We start from the raw sequence: 14,867 nt of genomic DNA, 5'->3' as shown, positions 1-14,867 counted from the left end.
TTTGCCTCATCAACCAAACCGCCCCCTCACTGTTCCGCCCATGCGAACTATTCGCATCAGGAACCGCCCGCTGCACCCTCCGGTTCGTCGAGCCCGACAACGATGACCGTGCGCCCGCCGCCGAATTCCTCGCGCACCACGATCAGCCCCTGTCGCTCCAGATGTTCCAGCAGGCGCCGGATGCGGCTTGGGGAGGAACTGCCGTAGACGCGCGCCAGTTCGTCTTCGTCGGGCGAGGTGCGGCCCTGCGCGGCGGCGACCGCTATTGCGAGATAGGGGGCGAGCACATCTTCGGGCACATTGTTCGCCAGGCGTTCGATCACCGCGCGCAGTTCGGGCCGCAACTGGTGCAGGCCCGCGCTCGCAAAGGCGAACAGGCGACGGAAGTACAGCATGTCGACATGCGCGCTGGGCACGCCCTGCTGGCGGCAGCGGAGCGCGAAATCGCGGAACAGCGATGCGGAGGACTGGAAGGTCGCGCCGTCCTCGGCCGCGAGTTTGGCAATGATCTGCGCGAGAGCTTCCTCGTTATCCTGCGCGTTCGCTGCTTGCATCTCGTCGGCCGGGGCCTCGCCCGTCTCCCCGTCCTGCGGGCCCCTGCCACCCGCCGCATTCGCTGCGGCACGCTCGGAAATCGCCTGCTCGATTTCGGGTGCGCGCGGGGCCGGCGCGGGCGCGGGCGGCGGAGCGGGCTTGGCGACTTCCTCCGCCAGTTCGGAATGGAGCAGCGCCTCCAGTTCCTCGCCCTTTGCTTCCGGCAGCGGCATCAGTCCTTCGGCAGCGTTCTTCCCGCCGGTTCGCACGGTGCCGATATGGACCGCGACGGGACGGCGGCTGATCGCGGGGCCCAGGCCGAGGAAATGGCCACGCTGCAGATCGCGGATACGCTCGGCCTGTTTGCGGTCCATGCCCAGCAGGTCGGCCGCGCGCTGCATGTCGATGTCGAGGAAGGTGCGCCCCATCAGGAAGTTCGAGGCTTCGGCGGCGACGTTCTTGGCCAGCTTGGCGAGCCGCTGCGTGGCGACGATCCCGGCGAGCCCACGCTTGCGGCCCCGGCACATCAGATTGGTCATGGCAGACAGCGTCATGCGGCGCGTATCCTCGGCCAGCTCGCCTGCAGCGGCGGGCGCAAACATCTGCGCCTCGTCCACCACCACGAGGGCGGGATACCAATGCTCGCGCGGGGCATCGAATAGCGCAGCCAGGAACAGCGCGGCGCAGCGGATCTGCTGCTCCACCTCCAGTTCGTCGAGCGCCAGAACGACCGAGACGCGGTGCTGGCGCACGCGCCCGGCCAGCGCCTCTATCTCGCGCACCGAATGGGCCGCCCCGTCGATTACGATATGGTCGAATTCGTCCGCCAGGCTGGTGAAGTCACCCTCAGGGTCGATCACCACCTGCTGCACGAGGCCGGCAGTCTGTTCGAGCAGGCGGCGCAGCAGGTGCGACTTGCCCGATCCCGAATTGCCCTGCACGAGCAGCCGCGTCGCAAGAAGCTCCGCGATATCGACGGACACGCCTTGCCCGGACGAATCCGTGCCCATTTCGATCTGCGACCTCATGCTCCCAGCGAATAGGTGGCAAGCGGCGGTGCGCAAAGGCGAGTCGGGTAGTTATCCCGTTTTCGGTGCTCGGCAGCCCGGGTTAAGCCTGATGCGGGCGCCAGGATTCACCGGCGCGCCGGGCGCGCCGATTTGATCCATCGCAATGATCGCTCCGCATGCCGTGTCTAACCCGCGCGTCCAACCGACAGCGGCAGGACAGGCGATGCCAGAATTCGATATTATCGTGGTCGGGGCGGGCCCAAGCGGCCTCGCCTTTGTTCGCGCGCTCGACGGATGCGGACTTCGCATCGCGCTGGTCGAACGGCAGCCCGAGGCGGTGTTGGCCGCGCCGCCGGTCGACGGGCGGGAAATCGCGCTCACCCACCGCTCGGTCGACACGCTGAGGCGGTTGGGTGCGTGGCACCGGATCGACGACAATCACATCTTCGCCCTGCGCGGCGCGCGGGTCTATAATGGCCGTTCGGCACTGGTGCTTGGCTTCGATCCGGACGGCGCGCGGGAAGACCGCCTCGGCTGCCTCGTATCGAACCACCTCATCCGGCAGAGCCTGTTCGCCGCGCTGGAAGGGCAGGGGGGTGTGACACTGCTTGCCGGCACGGGGGTCGAACATGTCCAGGCCGACCGGGCGGGTGCGCGCGTGATGCTCGCCGATGGCCGCACCATTACGGCCAAGCTGCTCGTCGCAGCCGATTCGCGGTTCTCGGCCATCCGGGACCAGCTCGGCATAGCGGCGGAGGTGAACCGGCTCGGCCGTTCGATGATGGTCACGCGGGTGGCGCACGACGGGCCCAATCACGGCATCGCGACCGAATGGTTCGATTACGGCCACACGATCGCGATGCTTCCGCTGGGCGAGTATCAGTCCTCCGCCGTCCTTACCTCGCCGAGCGCCGCGATCGAGCGGATCGCGGCCTATCCGCCCGAGGTGCTCGCCGCCGAGATCGAGCAGCGCTTCGACGGGCGTCTGGGCGCGATGCGCCACGTCTCCGGCCCGCATGTCTATCCGCTCGCCACCACCTATGCCCGCCATTTCTCTAGCGACAGCGCAGCGTTGATCGGCGATGCGGCGGTGGGGATGCATCCGGTCACCGCGCACGGCTTCAACCTTGGCCTGCAATCGGGGGCGACCCTCGCCGGACTTGTGCGCAACGCTGCCGAAAAGCGCCGGTCGATCGCCTCGCCACTGCTGCTGCGCCGTTACGAAGCGCGCCACCGGCTTGCTACCCGGCCGCTCTACAGCGGCACGAACCTGCTCGTGCGTCTGTATACGGCTGAGGACCGCAGCGCCCGCTTGGCGCGCCATGCCGCGCTGGGCGCAGCCGCGCATCTTGTGCCCGTCAACACCGCCATTACCCGGATGCTGCTGCGCCACTGATCGTGGCGAGCGTGCGCATCGCTTCCTATAAAGAGCACAGACCAATGCCGCCGCAATCGACCCCCACCCGAGCCGAGGACAAGGAGATGCTGCGTCAGGCAGCGCTGCTGACGCGCAACCTTCATCGGCCCAATCCCGTGCGGTACTGGACCGATTGCTTCGGTTCGGCGACGGTCGGCTATGCCGCGCTGGTTGGCGCAATCGTGAGCGATAGTGGCGCGCTCGCGGCTGCGTTGGGCGTGCTATCGATCCTCACGCTCTACCGGGCGGTGCTGTTCATCCACGAGATCACCCATCTCGACCATCGCCTGCTGCCCGGCTTCCGCACCGCCTGGAACATTGCGATCGGCGCGCCGCTGCTGCTGCCATCGTTCCTCTATGAAGGGATTCACGCGGTTCACCATTCACGCAGACATTACGGGACACGGCGCGATCCCGAATATCTCCCACTTGCGCACATGCGCCCGTGGACGCTGCCGCTGTTCACGCTGGCGGCCTTGGCAATGCCGTTCCTGCTGCTGCTGCGCTTCGGCATTCTGGGCCCTCTCTCGTGGTTCATCCCGCCGCTGCGTCGTGGGCTGGTCGAGCGGTTCTCCGCGCTCGAGGTGAACCCGGCCTATCGCCGTCCCGAGCCGGAGGGCGCGTTCGCCCGCCGCTGGCATCTGCAGGAGGCGGCAGCCAGCATCGCGGCCATCGCCATCCTCGCAAGCACCGTAACCGGCCTGGTGCCGCTGCGGGCTTTCGTCCTGTACTGCGCGATCGTCGCCGGCGTTGCGGTGTTGAACCAGACGCGCACCCTGGTCGCGCATTTGTGGGAGAACGACGGTGCGCAGCTGTCGCTCACAGATCAGTATCGCGACAGCACCAATGTCCCGGCCGCTTTCCCCGGGGCGCTATGGGCGCCTGTGGGGCTGCGCTTCCACGCGCTCCATCATCTTGTGCCGCGATTGCCGTATCATTCGCTTCCCGAGGCTCATCGCCGCCTTGCCGCCGCTCTGCCCGTGAGCTCCGCCTACCGAGACGCGAACTATTCGTCGCTCTCCACGCTGCTGAAGCGGCTAGGGAACGCAACGATGCGCCGTCACTAGGCTCTGCTCGGCCCTAAAACATAAAGAGGGACTGGCTGTCCGCCGTAGCAAGTAGCTAGCGTGCGTTGGCGCACGCCGGCGCGCAGACACACGCTGCAGAGGGCGATCCGCCTATCGCAGAATGAAGCTTTGTCGCAGACTGGCGGCGCAATAACCGCTTGGCCGGGCCTGTGCCCAACGCGCCGTGGCGCGGTGTAATTGGTCGGGGAGAGAGGATTCGAACCTCCGGCCCCTGCCTCCCGAAGACAGTGCTCTACCAGGCTGAGCTACTCCCCGACCGGATGCTTGCGGGGCGGACCCCGCGAGGCAGAGGCGGCCCTATAGGTGTGGATCACCGCACACGCAAGCGGACATTCGTGCAGAAATTGCCCTAATGCGTGCACAGCAGCTGAAAGAGCAGTTTTCCGTGTCCGAATCGCATTACGAACAGCACTATCTCGACCTTATGGCGCGCATCTGGCGCGACGGGGACGAACGGGTCGACCGCACCGGAGTCGGCACAAGGGCCGTTTTCGGCACGCAACTGCGCTTCAGTCTGGCCAAGAATGCGATTCCCCTGCTGACGACCAAGCGCGTGTACTGGAAGACCGCCGCGCGCGAGATGCTGTGGTTCCTCACAGGCGAGACCAATATCCGCCCGCTGGTGCTGCAGGGGGTGAAGATCTGGAACGAATGGCCGCACGCACGCTACCTGCGCGAGACGGGTGAGGTGCTGTCGCTGGAGGATTTCGTCGAACGAATCGCACAGGACGAAGGATTCGCGGCGCGCTGGGGCGATCTCGGCCCGGTCTACGGCAAGCAGTGGGTCGACTGGCCGACCTACCGCTACCGCCCCGACGGGCTGTACGAGAAGGGCGAGGGGATCGACCAGGTCAGCCAGGTGATCGAGAGCCTGCGGACCAATCCGGGCAGCCGCCGCCACATCATCGAAGGATGGAACGTGGCCGAGTTGGACCGGATGGCGCTGCCGCCGTGCCACAAGACCTATCAGTTCCACGTGAGCGGGAAGGGCAGCAAGCTCGACTGCGTGCTCTACCAGCGTAGCTGCGACGTTGCGCTCGGCCTGCCGTTCAACCTGTTCGGGGCGGCGTTGCTCACCCGCATGATCGCACAGCAGGTCGATCTGGAGCCTGGCGAACTGGTCTGGATGGGGGGCGATACGCACCTCTACCTCAACCACGCGCACCTGATCGAAGAGCAGCTCGAACGGGAACCGTGCGGGGTCCCGCGGCTTGAGATCACAAGGCGTCCGCCGAGCATCTTCGACTACACGATCGAGGATTTCTCGGTCAGCGGTTACGACCCGCATCCGCCGATCAAGGCACCGGTGGCGGTGTAACCGTGGCATCGCTTGACCGAAAAGGTCACGCGCAATAAACGGTCGCTGGAATGAAAGAATGCGTCTCGCATGGCGAGATGCCGGGAGAGAGATGGATGGCCGATCGGCCCGAGCGAACCAACAAGGGTGACAACAAGCCGAAGCTGTCGCTCCATGTGCCCGAGCCCGAATATCGGCCCGAGGCGGACGAAGTCGACTTTTCGGCGATCGAGATTCCGGAAGCCGGCGTCCAGCCGCGCCCCGACGAGGCGTGCGAGCCGAGCGAGACGACTGCGCTCTGTACCGACCTGATCCGGGTGCTGGGTGACGATAATCGGGCGCACGGCCCGTGGGACCCCAAGCTCTCCCCCGATACGCTGCGCGAGATGCTTCGCCATTTCGCACTGGTGCGTGCCTTCGATGAACGCATGTTCCGCGGCCAGCGGCAGGGCAAGACCAGCTTCTACATGAAGTGCACGGGGGAAGAGGCGACCAGCATCTCCACCGCGATGGCGCTGCAGGGTGACGACATGGTCTTCCCCAGCTATCGCCAGCAGGGCGTGCTGATTGCGCGCGGCTATCCGCTGATCGAGATGATCAACCAGATATATTCGAACAGCGGCGACAAGCTGAAGGGCCGCCAGCTGCCGATCATGTATTCGAGCCGCGAGCACAGCTTCTTCAGCATCTCCGGCAACCTCGCCACGCAGACGCCGCAGGCGGTGGGCTGGGCGATGGCCAGCGCGATCAAGCACGACAGCCGCATTGCCGCGACATGGGTGGGCGAGGGGAGCACCGCGGAAGGCGACTTCCACGCCGCCTGCACTTTCGCCAGCGTCTATCAGGCGCCGGTGATCCTCAACGTCATCAACAACCAGTGGGCAATCTCCAGCTTCTCCGGCTTTGCGGGCGGCGAGCAGGCGACCTTCGCCAGCCGCGCGATCGGCTATGGCCTTGCCGGGCTGCGGGTCGACGGCAATGATCCGCTGGCGTGCTATGCGGCGGAGAAATGGGCGGCGGACCGCGCGCGGACCAACAGTGGGCCGACGCTGATCGAGTTCTTCACCTACCGCGCCGAAGGGCATTCCACCTCCGATGATCCCAGCGGCTATCGCAGCGCGCAGGAACGCGAGGCATGGCCGCTCGGCGATCCTGTGGTGCGGCTGAAAAACCACCTCATCGAACTGGGTGAGTGGGACGAGGAGCGGCAGGCCGAGATGGACCTGAAGGCGGCCGAGAAGGTCAAGAAGGACACCAAGGAGGCCGAGAAGAACGGCATCCTCGGCCACGGCATGCATCAGCCCTTCCATACGATGTTCGAAGACGTGTTCGAAGAGGAGCCCTGGCACCTCAAGGAGCAGAACGAGCAGTCCCAGCGCGAGCGCGACAAGAAATATCCGGACGGGGTGCCGCACTGATGAGCGAGACGAAAGAGAAGCCCAAGCAGGGCCGGGACGCGACCGGTGACGACCGCCGGTTGAACATGATCGAGGCGATCAACGATGCGCTAGACGTGTCGATGGGCCGGGACGAGAACGTCGTCGTCTTTGGCGAGGATGTTGGCTATTTCGGCGGCGTCTTCCGCTGCACCGCTGGCTTGCAGGAGAAATACGGCAAGTCGCGCGCGTTCGACACGCCGATTTCCGAGTGCGGGATCGTCGCGGCGGCCATCGGCATGGGCGCCTATGGCCTGCGCCCGGTCCCTGAAATCCAGTTCGCCGACTATATCTATCCCGGATATGACCAGATCATCAGCGAGGCAGCGCGTCTGCGCTATCGCAGCGCGGGCGAATTCGTTGCGCCGATAACGATCCGCTCCCCCTTCGGGGGCGGAATCTTCGGCGGGCAGACGCACAGCCAGAGCCCCGAATCGCTGTTCACCCATGCTTCCGGCATCAAGACCGTGATTCCCGCGACGCCCTACGACGCGAAGGGCCTGCTGATCGCGGCGATCGAGGATAACGACCCGGTCATCTTCTTCGAGCCCAAGCGGATCTACAACGGCCCGTTCGACGGCTTCTTCGACCGTCCGGTGCAGAACTGGAAGGCCCACCCCGACAGCGTCGTGCCCGAAGGCCATTACTCGATCCCGCTCGGCAAGGCGCGGCTCGTGACCGAAGGCGACCAGCTGACCGTGCTGACCTATGGCACGATGGTCCATGTCGCGAAGGCAGTGATGGAAGAGCGCGGCGTTTCCGCGGATGTCATCGACCTGCGCACGCTCGTCCCGCTCGATATCGAGGCTGTGGAAAAGTCTGTGAAGAAGACGGGGAAATGCCTGATCGTCCACGAGGCGACGCGCACCTCGGGTTTCGGTGCGGAGCTTTCCGCGCTGGTGCAGGAACGCTGCTTCTATCATCTCGAAGCCCCGATCGAACGCGTGACCGGCTTCGACACGCCCTATCCCCACAGTCTCGAATGGGCCTACTTCCCCGGCCCGGTGCGCATCGGCGCGGCCCTCGACAAGCTTCTGAGCGAGTAAATCCGACATGGCGAAATTCACCTTCAACCTGCCCGACATCGGCGAAGGCATCGCCGAGGCCGAGATCGTCGCCTGGCACGTCAGCGTCGGCGACACGGTCGAGGAAGACGGCCCGCTGGCCGACATGATGACCGACAAGGCGACCGTGGAGATGGAAAGCCCGGTTGCGGGCAAGGTGATCGAGATTGCGGGCGAGGTGGGGGACACCATCTCGATCGGCTCGATGCTCGTCACGATCGAGGTCGAGGGCGAGATTCCGGATGATGTTGCGGAAGAGAACGCAGCTGCCGCCGAGGCGGACAATTCCGCGCCCGAGCCTGCGCCCGCACCGTCTCCCAAGGACGAAGAGGTCGAGGAACGGATCGAGGTCGAGAACCCCGATGCGAGCGACGCCGACGACGCGCACGAAGCCGACCCCGAGCCCGAGCCCGCTCCCAAGCAGCCGGTCGAAAAGAGTGCGCCCGCGCCGACTGAAGCCAAAGTCCTCGCCAGCCCGGCAGTGCGCAAGCGCGCCAAGGATATCGGGATCGATCTCGCGCAGGTGAAGCCAGCCGATGATGGCCGCATCCGCCACGGCGATCTCGACCAGTTCATCAGCTATTCGGGCGGTTATTCGCCTGCCAGCCAGCCGCGCAGCGACGAGACCGTGAAGGTCATCGGCATGCGCCGCCGGATTGCCCAGAACATGAGCGCGTCGAAGCGCAACATCCCGCACTTCACCTATGTGGACGAGGTCGACGTGACCGACCTCGAAGCGATGCGCGCGCAGCTTAACGAGAACCGCGGCGATCGGCCCAAGCTGACGATCCTGCCGCTGCTGATCACCGCGATCTGCCAGTGCTTGCCCGAATTCCCGATGATCAATGCCACTTACGACGACGAAGAAGGCGTCGTGACGCGGCATGGATCGGTCAACATGGGCATGGCCGCGCAGACCGATGCGGGGCTGATGGTGCCGGTGATCAAGGACGCGCAGAGCCAGAACCTGTGGCAGCTCGCCCGCGAGATCGGCCGCTTGGCCGAGGCTGCGCGCACCGGCAAGGCCAAGTCGGACGAGATGCAGGGCGGCACGCTGACAGTCACATCGCTCGGCCCCCTTGGCGGGATCGCGACCACGCCGGTCATCAACCGGCCCGAAGTCGCGATCATCGGACCGAACAAGATCGTCGAGCGTCCGATGTTCGTGCGCGGAGCCGATGGCGTCGAGCGGGTCGAGAAGCGCCTGCTGATGAACATCTCGATCAGCTGCGACCACCGCGTGGTCGATGGCTGGGATGCGGCGAGCTTCATTCAGGCGCTCAAGAAGCGCCTCGAAGCGCCCGCCACGATCCTCGTTTGATTGTCAGGGCGAACTGATCAGCGGACCACCGCGCTGTAGGTGAACACGCCGCGCCCGCGCGCAGCGCGCGGATTGCCGACGTCCCAGCGGATGTTGGTGACGTCCGCCGATGTCGCGGGGCGTCCGTTGACCCGCAGGTCGGAAAGACGGCCCCAGGTCCGCCCGCCATCCACCGAAACCTGTGGAGCATTTCCGCCGGTCGTCCGAAAGGCGAGGGCGCGGGGCACGCGGCTCGTGATGGTAAAGGGCTGCTCGTGCGGGGTGCGCCAGCTCAGCATCAGGACGACGGTATCGCCGCTTTCCAGCGTCTCTGCGGGCGCGAGGACGCGCTGCGTACGCCCGTTACGCTCCTGCGCTCTTTCGAGGAAAACCTCGCGGTCGATCTCGACCGAGGTTTGCGCGTGGGCGCTGCTCGCGGCGAACAACACGGCGCTGGCGATCATCAATCCGGTACGCATGAAACGGCTCCCCCTGCCGATTTCCAAGGTCGTCGGAGGGCTCGCAGCAAAAGCTCAAAATGCGGTTAAACCGCGCCTAACCGTGTTTTCGCAAAAGAAGTGAAAAAGGTGCGCGCGAATCGATTGACACCCTGCGAATGCTGGCCTAATCGCGCCCCTCCCACGCAGCGGAGACACTCTCTCCCACGTGTTTGCGCGGGTGTAGCTCAGTTGGTTAGAGCGCCGGCCTGTCACGCCGGAGGTCGCGGGTTCGAGTCCCGTCACTCGCGCCACTTTCCCCGCTCCAGGCGGGGGCGTGGTGTTCCTCTCTCCGATCGTCGTCACCCGTTTCAAGCGCTCGTTCGCGCGCATACGGCGTCGATGTAGCCCCCAGACTACAGATCGGCTTGTTGAGTGTAGATAAATACTATACTATCCGCCGCTCCGGGGGAGGGGGTGTTGCCCGTAAAGCCTATGAAAATTGGTGGCCTCTCGCTCGCATTCGCTCTCGCGAGTTGTACAGTCGTCCATGTCGATGGTGCCGAGGTGCGCCGATATGCAGGCCATCTGGCTATAAATACTAGAGAATTAGCCGGTCCGGTCGCCGTTCGGAAGCGCGATTACGGCTTCGTCGCCGATCGGGGCTCTGCTGTATTTGGCTATCGCGAAAGCTACACGGTCATAGTGCCGCCGTCGGTCGGATGCACCGCCGTGATTATCGTAGAGGGGAACCACCGGCAGTTCGAATTCTGGCGCGAACAATTCGCGGCCAATCCGAATATCTGTGTTCTTGGGGGAGAATACGAATGAAAAACGTGGCCATCGTCCTGTCGATCGGGATCTTCGCGGCAGCCTGCGTCCCGATGGAATCGGCATCGCTAACCTATGTATCGAAAACGACCGCAGGCCTGAGCCTGTCCGCAGGGACTCCGGACACGCCGGGCATCGACCTGACGATCGGATTCGACGACAAGAACGTGGCCTTCGTCCCGGTCGCGGTCGCCAAGGCGTGTTATCGCGGCACGGGCACCAACTGCGAAAACGCGATTTACGAACTGCAGACGATCCAGGGCAAGAAAGGCGATGCGATCATCTCGTCGCCGATCGAGAGCGAGATCGAAAAACTTTCGGATCAGATCACCGCCAAGAGCGAAGAGCAATCCGACGACAGCAGCACGCTCGCGTCGCTCGAGGCCCAGCTGAAGGCCTACAACGAGGCCGAGGCCGCGAACGAGCAACTGACCACGCTCATGAGCGCCGAAGGCGCCGATCAGGCCCGGATTACCGAGCTGCGATCGCGGGTGGAGCAACGGCCGAGCATCGATCAGGCGCAGGTGCAGAACAGGGTCACGGCCCTGAAAAGCGCGATCCCCGCCAGGAAGAACGAGATCGACGGCCTGCTGGCGCTGCGCGCTCAGCTCAGCGCACAGCTAGGCGCCGACAGCAACTCGACACGTGACGATTCCTATTCGATCTATGGCAAGTTCAGCGGAAGCGGCGCGGGAGATGCCGAGGGCGGAGGCCTGACTGCAGGCAAGGTGTTCGCAACCGGTATCGCGGCGCAGAATCTTACCGAGGGTTCGGCCGTCGCGAACTGCCTGACCATTCTCAGCGGGCTTGCCGACAGGATTGGCACCGATAGCCTGCGGGAGGCTTTCCTGAGCAAGAATGCGCTCGTGTGCCAGCGGGTCGGTCAGAGGCTACAGGAGGAGGCATAGAACTGGCACTCCCTTCGCTGTGCCTAACGCAATAGGCATGGGCGCTGCCGGGTCGGCACTCTTGCGCGCGAAACCGAGTTTGTGCACGTGCTGCTCCGTCAGCTTGGCAGGAGGCCCTTTTCGATGATCACGCTCCACCACCTCGAATATTCGCAGAGCTTCCGCATCCTGTGGCTGCTGGAAGAGCTGGGCGCGCCCTATGAGCTCAAGATCTACGAACGCGATCCCGAAAGCCGCCTCGCGCCGGCGGACTACAAGGCGCTATCACCCATCGGCACCGCGCCGGTCATTACAGACGATCAGGGCCTCGTCCTGGCCGAAAGCAATGCGGTGATCGACTACATCCTCGATTCGCATCCCGAGAGCCCGCTGCGGCCTGCTCCAGGCGATGCAAGCCGCGCCGACTACCTGTTCTGGTTTCACGCGGGCGTGGGCAGCCTGATGCCGATGCAGTTCATGAACGGCATCCTGACCATGATGAAGGCACGCTCGCCCGCGCTGGTAAAGTCGGTCGTGGGTATCGCGACCGACAAGGTGCGCGAGATGCTGGTCGCACCGCGCCTCAAGACGCTGTTCGACAAGCTGGAGAGCGATCTGGGCCGCAACACCTGGCTGGCAGGCGACCGGCTGACCGCGGCCGACATCTCGATGTGCTATTCGATCGCTTCCGCCGATGCGCAGGGGCGGTTGCAGGATCGTCCGAACTGCCAGCGCTGGCTGAAGCAGATGCGCGACACGCCGTCGTTCCAGCGCGCGATGGAGAAGGACGGCCGCGAGACGTTCGTCTTTAGCTTCTAGGCGCTATTCCTGGTGGCTGGTGCAGTGATAGGCGCTGCGCCCGCCAACCTTGGTCCTGACGATCTCGCCACTGCAGCGCGGGCACTCGGCGCCCTCGTCTCGGGTGTGGATCAGCCAGTCGTCCGGCAGGTCGCTGTAATGCGCGCCCGTGTCGACGACGGCCTTCAGGATGTCGCGCATGGCGGTGTGGAGGTCGCCCAGCTGCCTCTCGGTCAGGTCGGAGCCCTTGCGCTGGGGATCGATCCCCACGCGGTACAGGATCTCGTCCGACCACAGGTTGCCCACTCCGGCGAGCTTTGTCTGTTCGATCAGCGCCGATTTGATAGCCCCGCGCGTCGATCCGATCACATCGACGAAAGTCTCGCGGTCGATCTCCAACGCGTCGGGTCCGAACCCGATTCGTTCGATCTCCGCCTCCGCGCTGTCGACCACGCGCACCCAGCCAAGCTTGCGCGGGCAGCGGAAGGCGAGGCGGCGGTCGCCTTCGAAGCGGATCAGGAACTTGATGTAATCGGGCGGATCGTCATCGTCGTCGAACGGGCGCAGCGAGCCGCTCATGCCCAGATGGACGCAGATCCACGGGCCGGTCTTCGAACCGGCGAAGATCAGCTTCCCATGCCGGTAGGTTTCGGTGAACTGGTGGCCGACCAGCCGGGCGCGCTCGTTGTCGCCGGGCAGTTCGATATATTCGGTATCCTCGCCCGGCTCGGCGGCCTCGATCGTGCGGTGGAGGCATTCGCGCTCAACCCGCAGGCGATTCGCTTCGGCTTCGGGAAGTTCGGGCATGGGGTCGAAACGGTCGCCGCGCGCAGGCGGTTCCGCGTCAGCCCCAGCGGCCGGTCTCCATCCAGATCAGGAACCGCTTGAGCGGCAGCAGCCAGACGAGGCCGAAGAAGATGTAGACCACCATCTGCGCAAGGATCGGCCAGCCGCCGACCAGTTCGGGCACGTAGCGCGCAATCACGATGGCGTAGACGGCGAGGCCCAGCAGCAGGCCGAGGATGCCGACGGGAATGCGCCAATTGGGTTCCTGCCTCATGCGATGTCTCGCTGCTCGATCGGGCCGAGAACCCGGGTAGGGGTGATGATCATGTGCAACGGCATATCGTGGGATTCGCTCGGCACGCGGTCGACCTCCTGCGTGTCCCACGCCATCCCGATCCGCCACGTGTGGCGATGCTGGGCCATCCAGCGGTCGTAATAGCCGCCGCCCTGGCCGAGCCTGCCGCCCGCCTCGTCGAAGGCGAGCAGGGGCACGAAGATGACGTCGGGCACGAGGTCGTCCGCATCCATACCCGGCTGCATCAGACCGTGCGGGCCGGTTCCGAGGTCGCTGCCGCCCAGCGGGTCGGTGTGTTGGGCAAAGCGCATCGCGCCATCATCGGCCAGCAGGCGCGGCAGGGCGATGCGATGCCCCTGTTCGAGGAAGAACTGCGCGTAACGCTGGGTGGGCGCCTCGCTGCCGCTGGCATGATAGAGCCCCACGACCGCGTCCCCACCAATATGCTCCAGCACCGGGGCAGGGGGGCGCGAGAAGACCAGCGCACGCACCGCTTCGGGAAGCTGGGTGACCGTCTGTTTGCGGGTGGCGCGCATCTCGCGCCGCAGGCGGGCCTTGTCGCTCGCGGTCATTGCAGTCCTGCTTCCCTCGATCGGTAAGAAAGTGGCGGAACCACCATGGGTCGTTGCCGGAAAATCCTCTGACGCCTTTACGTCAGGTGGGCGCCGTATATCCAAGGCCCGCAGGACGAACCCGTGACCTCGGTAGGGACAGCTCCCTTGGATTGCTTATAGCCCCAGGGATGTTCATTCGGCTCGTGCCGGGCAGTCCCGCCGGGTACCTATCTAGGCGCTGCCCTGCCGTGTCTCAAGCTTGTCTGCACAGGATTCGAGCAGGGTGGCGAACCGCTCCAGCGCGGGAAGCAGATCGGGGTCGTCGTCCTCGCCGTTCTTCGCGAAAGGCAATTCGTGGCTTTGGGCCGCTTCCAGCCGGTCCTGCAGCTCGCTGCAGCGCTTTTCCAGCATCGCGATCCGCTCTGCCTGGGCCTTGCGCTCCGCCTCGTCGCGGTTCGCTGCTTCGTCGCGCGCGATGCGCATGTCCCGTTCCAGCCGGCCGCGAGCGTCGGTGGCGGCGGACAGCGCGGTTTCCAGCCGATCGCGCTCCTCCTCCACCTCGGCGAGCCGTTCGCGCATGCGCTTGGCCTCGGGATCCTCGCCCGGGGCGACGCCTGCCTGTTCGAACACGTCGTCGGCGGCCCGCAGGCACGCGAACAGCAGGTTTTGCGAGAAGCGCGGGGCCAGCGGCTGAAAATGCTCGTCGATCGCGGTGGCCAGCCCGCGCACCCGCTCCTGATCCTCGGGGCTGCAGGTAAAGGAGAAGTCGCGCCCGCCAATGCTGATTTCGACCTTGCTCATTCCTCGAACTCGCCGATCACATTATCCAGCCGCGCCAGTTGGGCGCGCACCTTGTTGCGCAGCGCATCGTGCCGCGCTTCGAGTTCGCTGGATTCCGGCCCGCTGCGGGCAGGGGCGGCATCGGCGGCGGCCGCGATGCGCGCCAGCGCGCGTTCGATCCGCTGGATGGTCTGTTCGAGCCGTTGGTCTCTCATGCGGGAAATGTGTAATATGCAAAGCCGCTATCCCCAAGAGCGGACGCATCTTTTTGGACAGGTTGCGCTATCATAGCGGCGCAATGCATGGCCCCGCCTTGACCTGAGCGCCTGCCTTGTCGAAGGCACACGCAAAAT

The 14,867-nt window shown here is 65.1% G+C and carries 15 protein-coding genes and 2 tRNA genes; 9 read left to right on the top strand and 8 right to left on the bottom strand.

Going from position 1 to position 14,867, the window contains the following annotated elements; genetic code table 11:
• Nucleotides 1-56 precede the first annotated feature (56 nt).
• On the bottom strand, nucleotides 57-1,562 hold the full coding sequence (locus ACYQ0L_RS02305; RefSeq protein WP_459787310.1) for a helicase HerA domain-containing protein: 1,506 nt from the start codon (nucleotides 1,560-1,562) through the stop codon (nucleotides 57-59).
• A 205-nt stretch (nucleotides 1,563-1,767) separates the two neighbouring features.
• On the opposite strand from ACYQ0L_RS02305, the gene ubiM reads away from it, so the two are divergent.
• Both ubiM and ACYQ0L_RS02295 read left to right on the top strand, forming a co-directional pair.
• Nucleotides 1,768-2,940, top strand: a complete 1,173-nt coding sequence (gene ubiM, locus ACYQ0L_RS02300) for a 5-demethoxyubiquinol-8 5-hydroxylase UbiM (RefSeq protein ID WP_459787309.1) — start codon at nucleotides 1,768-1,770, stop codon at nucleotides 2,938-2,940.
• 44 nt (nucleotides 2,941-2,984) lie between these two features.
• On the top strand, nucleotides 2,985-4,028 hold the full coding sequence (locus tag ACYQ0L_RS02295; protein ID WP_459788016.1) for a fatty acid desaturase family protein: 1,044 nt from the start codon (nucleotides 2,985-2,987) through the stop codon (nucleotides 4,026-4,028).
• Nucleotides 4,029-4,227: 199 nt separating this feature from the next.
• Here ACYQ0L_RS02295 and ACYQ0L_RS02290 read toward each other — a convergent pair.
• A tRNA-Pro gene (locus ACYQ0L_RS02290) sits at nucleotides 4,228-4,304 on the bottom strand.
• Nucleotides 4,305-4,401: 97 nt separating this feature from the next.
• Between ACYQ0L_RS02290 and thyA the strand changes: the two genes are divergently transcribed.
• The 4 genes from thyA (at nucleotide 4,402) to ACYQ0L_RS02270 (ending at nucleotide 9,167) form a co-directional block, all read left to right on the top strand.
• On the top strand, nucleotides 4,402-5,367 hold the full coding sequence (thyA, locus tag ACYQ0L_RS02285; RefSeq protein ID WP_459787308.1) for a thymidylate synthase: 966 nt from the start codon (nucleotides 4,402-4,404) through the stop codon (nucleotides 5,365-5,367).
• Between the two features lie 95 nt (nucleotides 5,368-5,462).
• The gene (locus ACYQ0L_RS02280) at nucleotides 5,463-6,764 is read left to right on the top strand and encodes a thiamine pyrophosphate-dependent enzyme (RefSeq protein WP_459787307.1); all 1,302 of its coding nucleotides are present in this window, start codon (nucleotides 5,463-5,465) and stop codon (nucleotides 6,762-6,764) included.
• Nucleotides 6,764-7,828: an alpha-ketoacid dehydrogenase subunit beta gene (locus ACYQ0L_RS02275; RefSeq protein ID WP_459787306.1), complete on the top strand. Its 1,065-nt coding sequence runs from the start codon at nucleotides 6,764-6,766 to the stop codon at nucleotides 7,826-7,828. Before ACYQ0L_RS02280 ends, ACYQ0L_RS02275 begins: the two co-directional genes overlap by 1 nt.
• Before the next feature lie 7 nt (nucleotides 7,829-7,835).
• Nucleotides 7,836-9,167: a dihydrolipoamide acetyltransferase family protein gene (locus ACYQ0L_RS02270; RefSeq protein ID WP_459787305.1), complete on the top strand. Its 1,332-nt coding sequence runs from the start codon at nucleotides 7,836-7,838 to the stop codon at nucleotides 9,165-9,167.
• A gap of 17 nt (nucleotides 9,168-9,184) precedes the next feature.
• Here ACYQ0L_RS02270 and ACYQ0L_RS02265 read toward each other — a convergent pair whose 3' ends face one another.
• Entirely contained in the window at nucleotides 9,185-9,625 is a 441-nt protein-coding gene (locus tag ACYQ0L_RS02265; protein WP_459787304.1) for a hypothetical protein, read from the bottom strand.
• Between the two features lie 195 nt (nucleotides 9,626-9,820).
• Here ACYQ0L_RS02265 and ACYQ0L_RS02260 point away from each other — a divergent pair.
• The 3 genes from ACYQ0L_RS02260 (at nucleotide 9,821) to ACYQ0L_RS02250 (ending at nucleotide 12,120) form a co-directional block, all read left to right on the top strand.
• Nucleotides 9,821-9,897, top strand: a tRNA-Asp gene (locus ACYQ0L_RS02260).
• 513 nt (nucleotides 9,898-10,410) lie between these two features.
• The gene (locus ACYQ0L_RS02255; protein ID WP_459787303.1) at nucleotides 10,411-11,322 is read left to right on the top strand and encodes a hypothetical protein; all 912 of its coding nucleotides are present in this window, start codon (nucleotides 10,411-10,413) and stop codon (nucleotides 11,320-11,322) included.
• 123 nt (nucleotides 11,323-11,445) lie between these two features.
• Nucleotides 11,446-12,120 carry a glutathione S-transferase family protein gene (locus ACYQ0L_RS02250; RefSeq protein ID WP_459787302.1) on the top strand — a complete coding sequence of 225 codons (675 nt, stop codon included), beginning with the start codon at nucleotides 11,446-11,448 and terminating at the stop codon, nucleotides 12,118-12,120.
• 3 nt (nucleotides 12,121-12,123) lie between these two features.
• Here ACYQ0L_RS02250 and ACYQ0L_RS02245 read toward each other — a convergent pair whose 3' ends face one another.
• The 5 genes from ACYQ0L_RS02245 to ACYQ0L_RS02225 form a co-directional block, all read right to left on the bottom strand.
• Nucleotides 12,124-12,906: a DNA-formamidopyrimidine glycosylase family protein gene (locus ACYQ0L_RS02245; RefSeq protein ID WP_459787301.1), complete on the bottom strand. Its 783-nt coding sequence runs from the start codon at nucleotides 12,904-12,906 to the stop codon at nucleotides 12,124-12,126.
• A 37-nt stretch (nucleotides 12,907-12,943) separates the two neighbouring features.
• Nucleotides 12,944-13,159 carry a DUF2842 domain-containing protein gene (locus ACYQ0L_RS02240; RefSeq protein ID WP_459787300.1) on the bottom strand — a complete coding sequence of 72 codons (216 nt, stop codon included), beginning with the start codon at nucleotides 13,157-13,159 and terminating at the stop codon, nucleotides 12,944-12,946.
• A complete protein-coding gene (locus ACYQ0L_RS02235) occupies nucleotides 13,156-13,752 on the bottom strand; it encodes a 5-formyltetrahydrofolate cyclo-ligase (protein WP_459787299.1) in 597 nt (198 codons plus the stop codon). The genes ACYQ0L_RS02240 and ACYQ0L_RS02235 overlap by 4 nt, the downstream gene beginning before the upstream one ends.
• Nucleotides 13,753-13,965: 213 nt before the next feature.
• The gene (locus tag ACYQ0L_RS02230; RefSeq protein WP_459787298.1) at nucleotides 13,966-14,535 is read right to left on the bottom strand and encodes a cell division protein ZapA; all 570 of its coding nucleotides are present in this window, start codon (nucleotides 14,533-14,535) and stop codon (nucleotides 13,966-13,968) included.
• On the bottom strand, nucleotides 14,532-14,729 hold the full coding sequence (locus ACYQ0L_RS02225) for a hypothetical protein (protein WP_459787297.1): 198 nt from the start codon (nucleotides 14,727-14,729) through the stop codon (nucleotides 14,532-14,534). Before ACYQ0L_RS02225 ends, ACYQ0L_RS02230 begins: the two co-directional genes overlap by 4 nt.
• Nucleotides 14,730-14,867: the final 138 nt, after the last annotated feature.

The sequence above is a fragment of the Alteriqipengyuania triglochinis genome (genome assembly GCF_054655655.1).
This window is presented reverse-complemented; position numbering and strand designations above follow the sequence as displayed.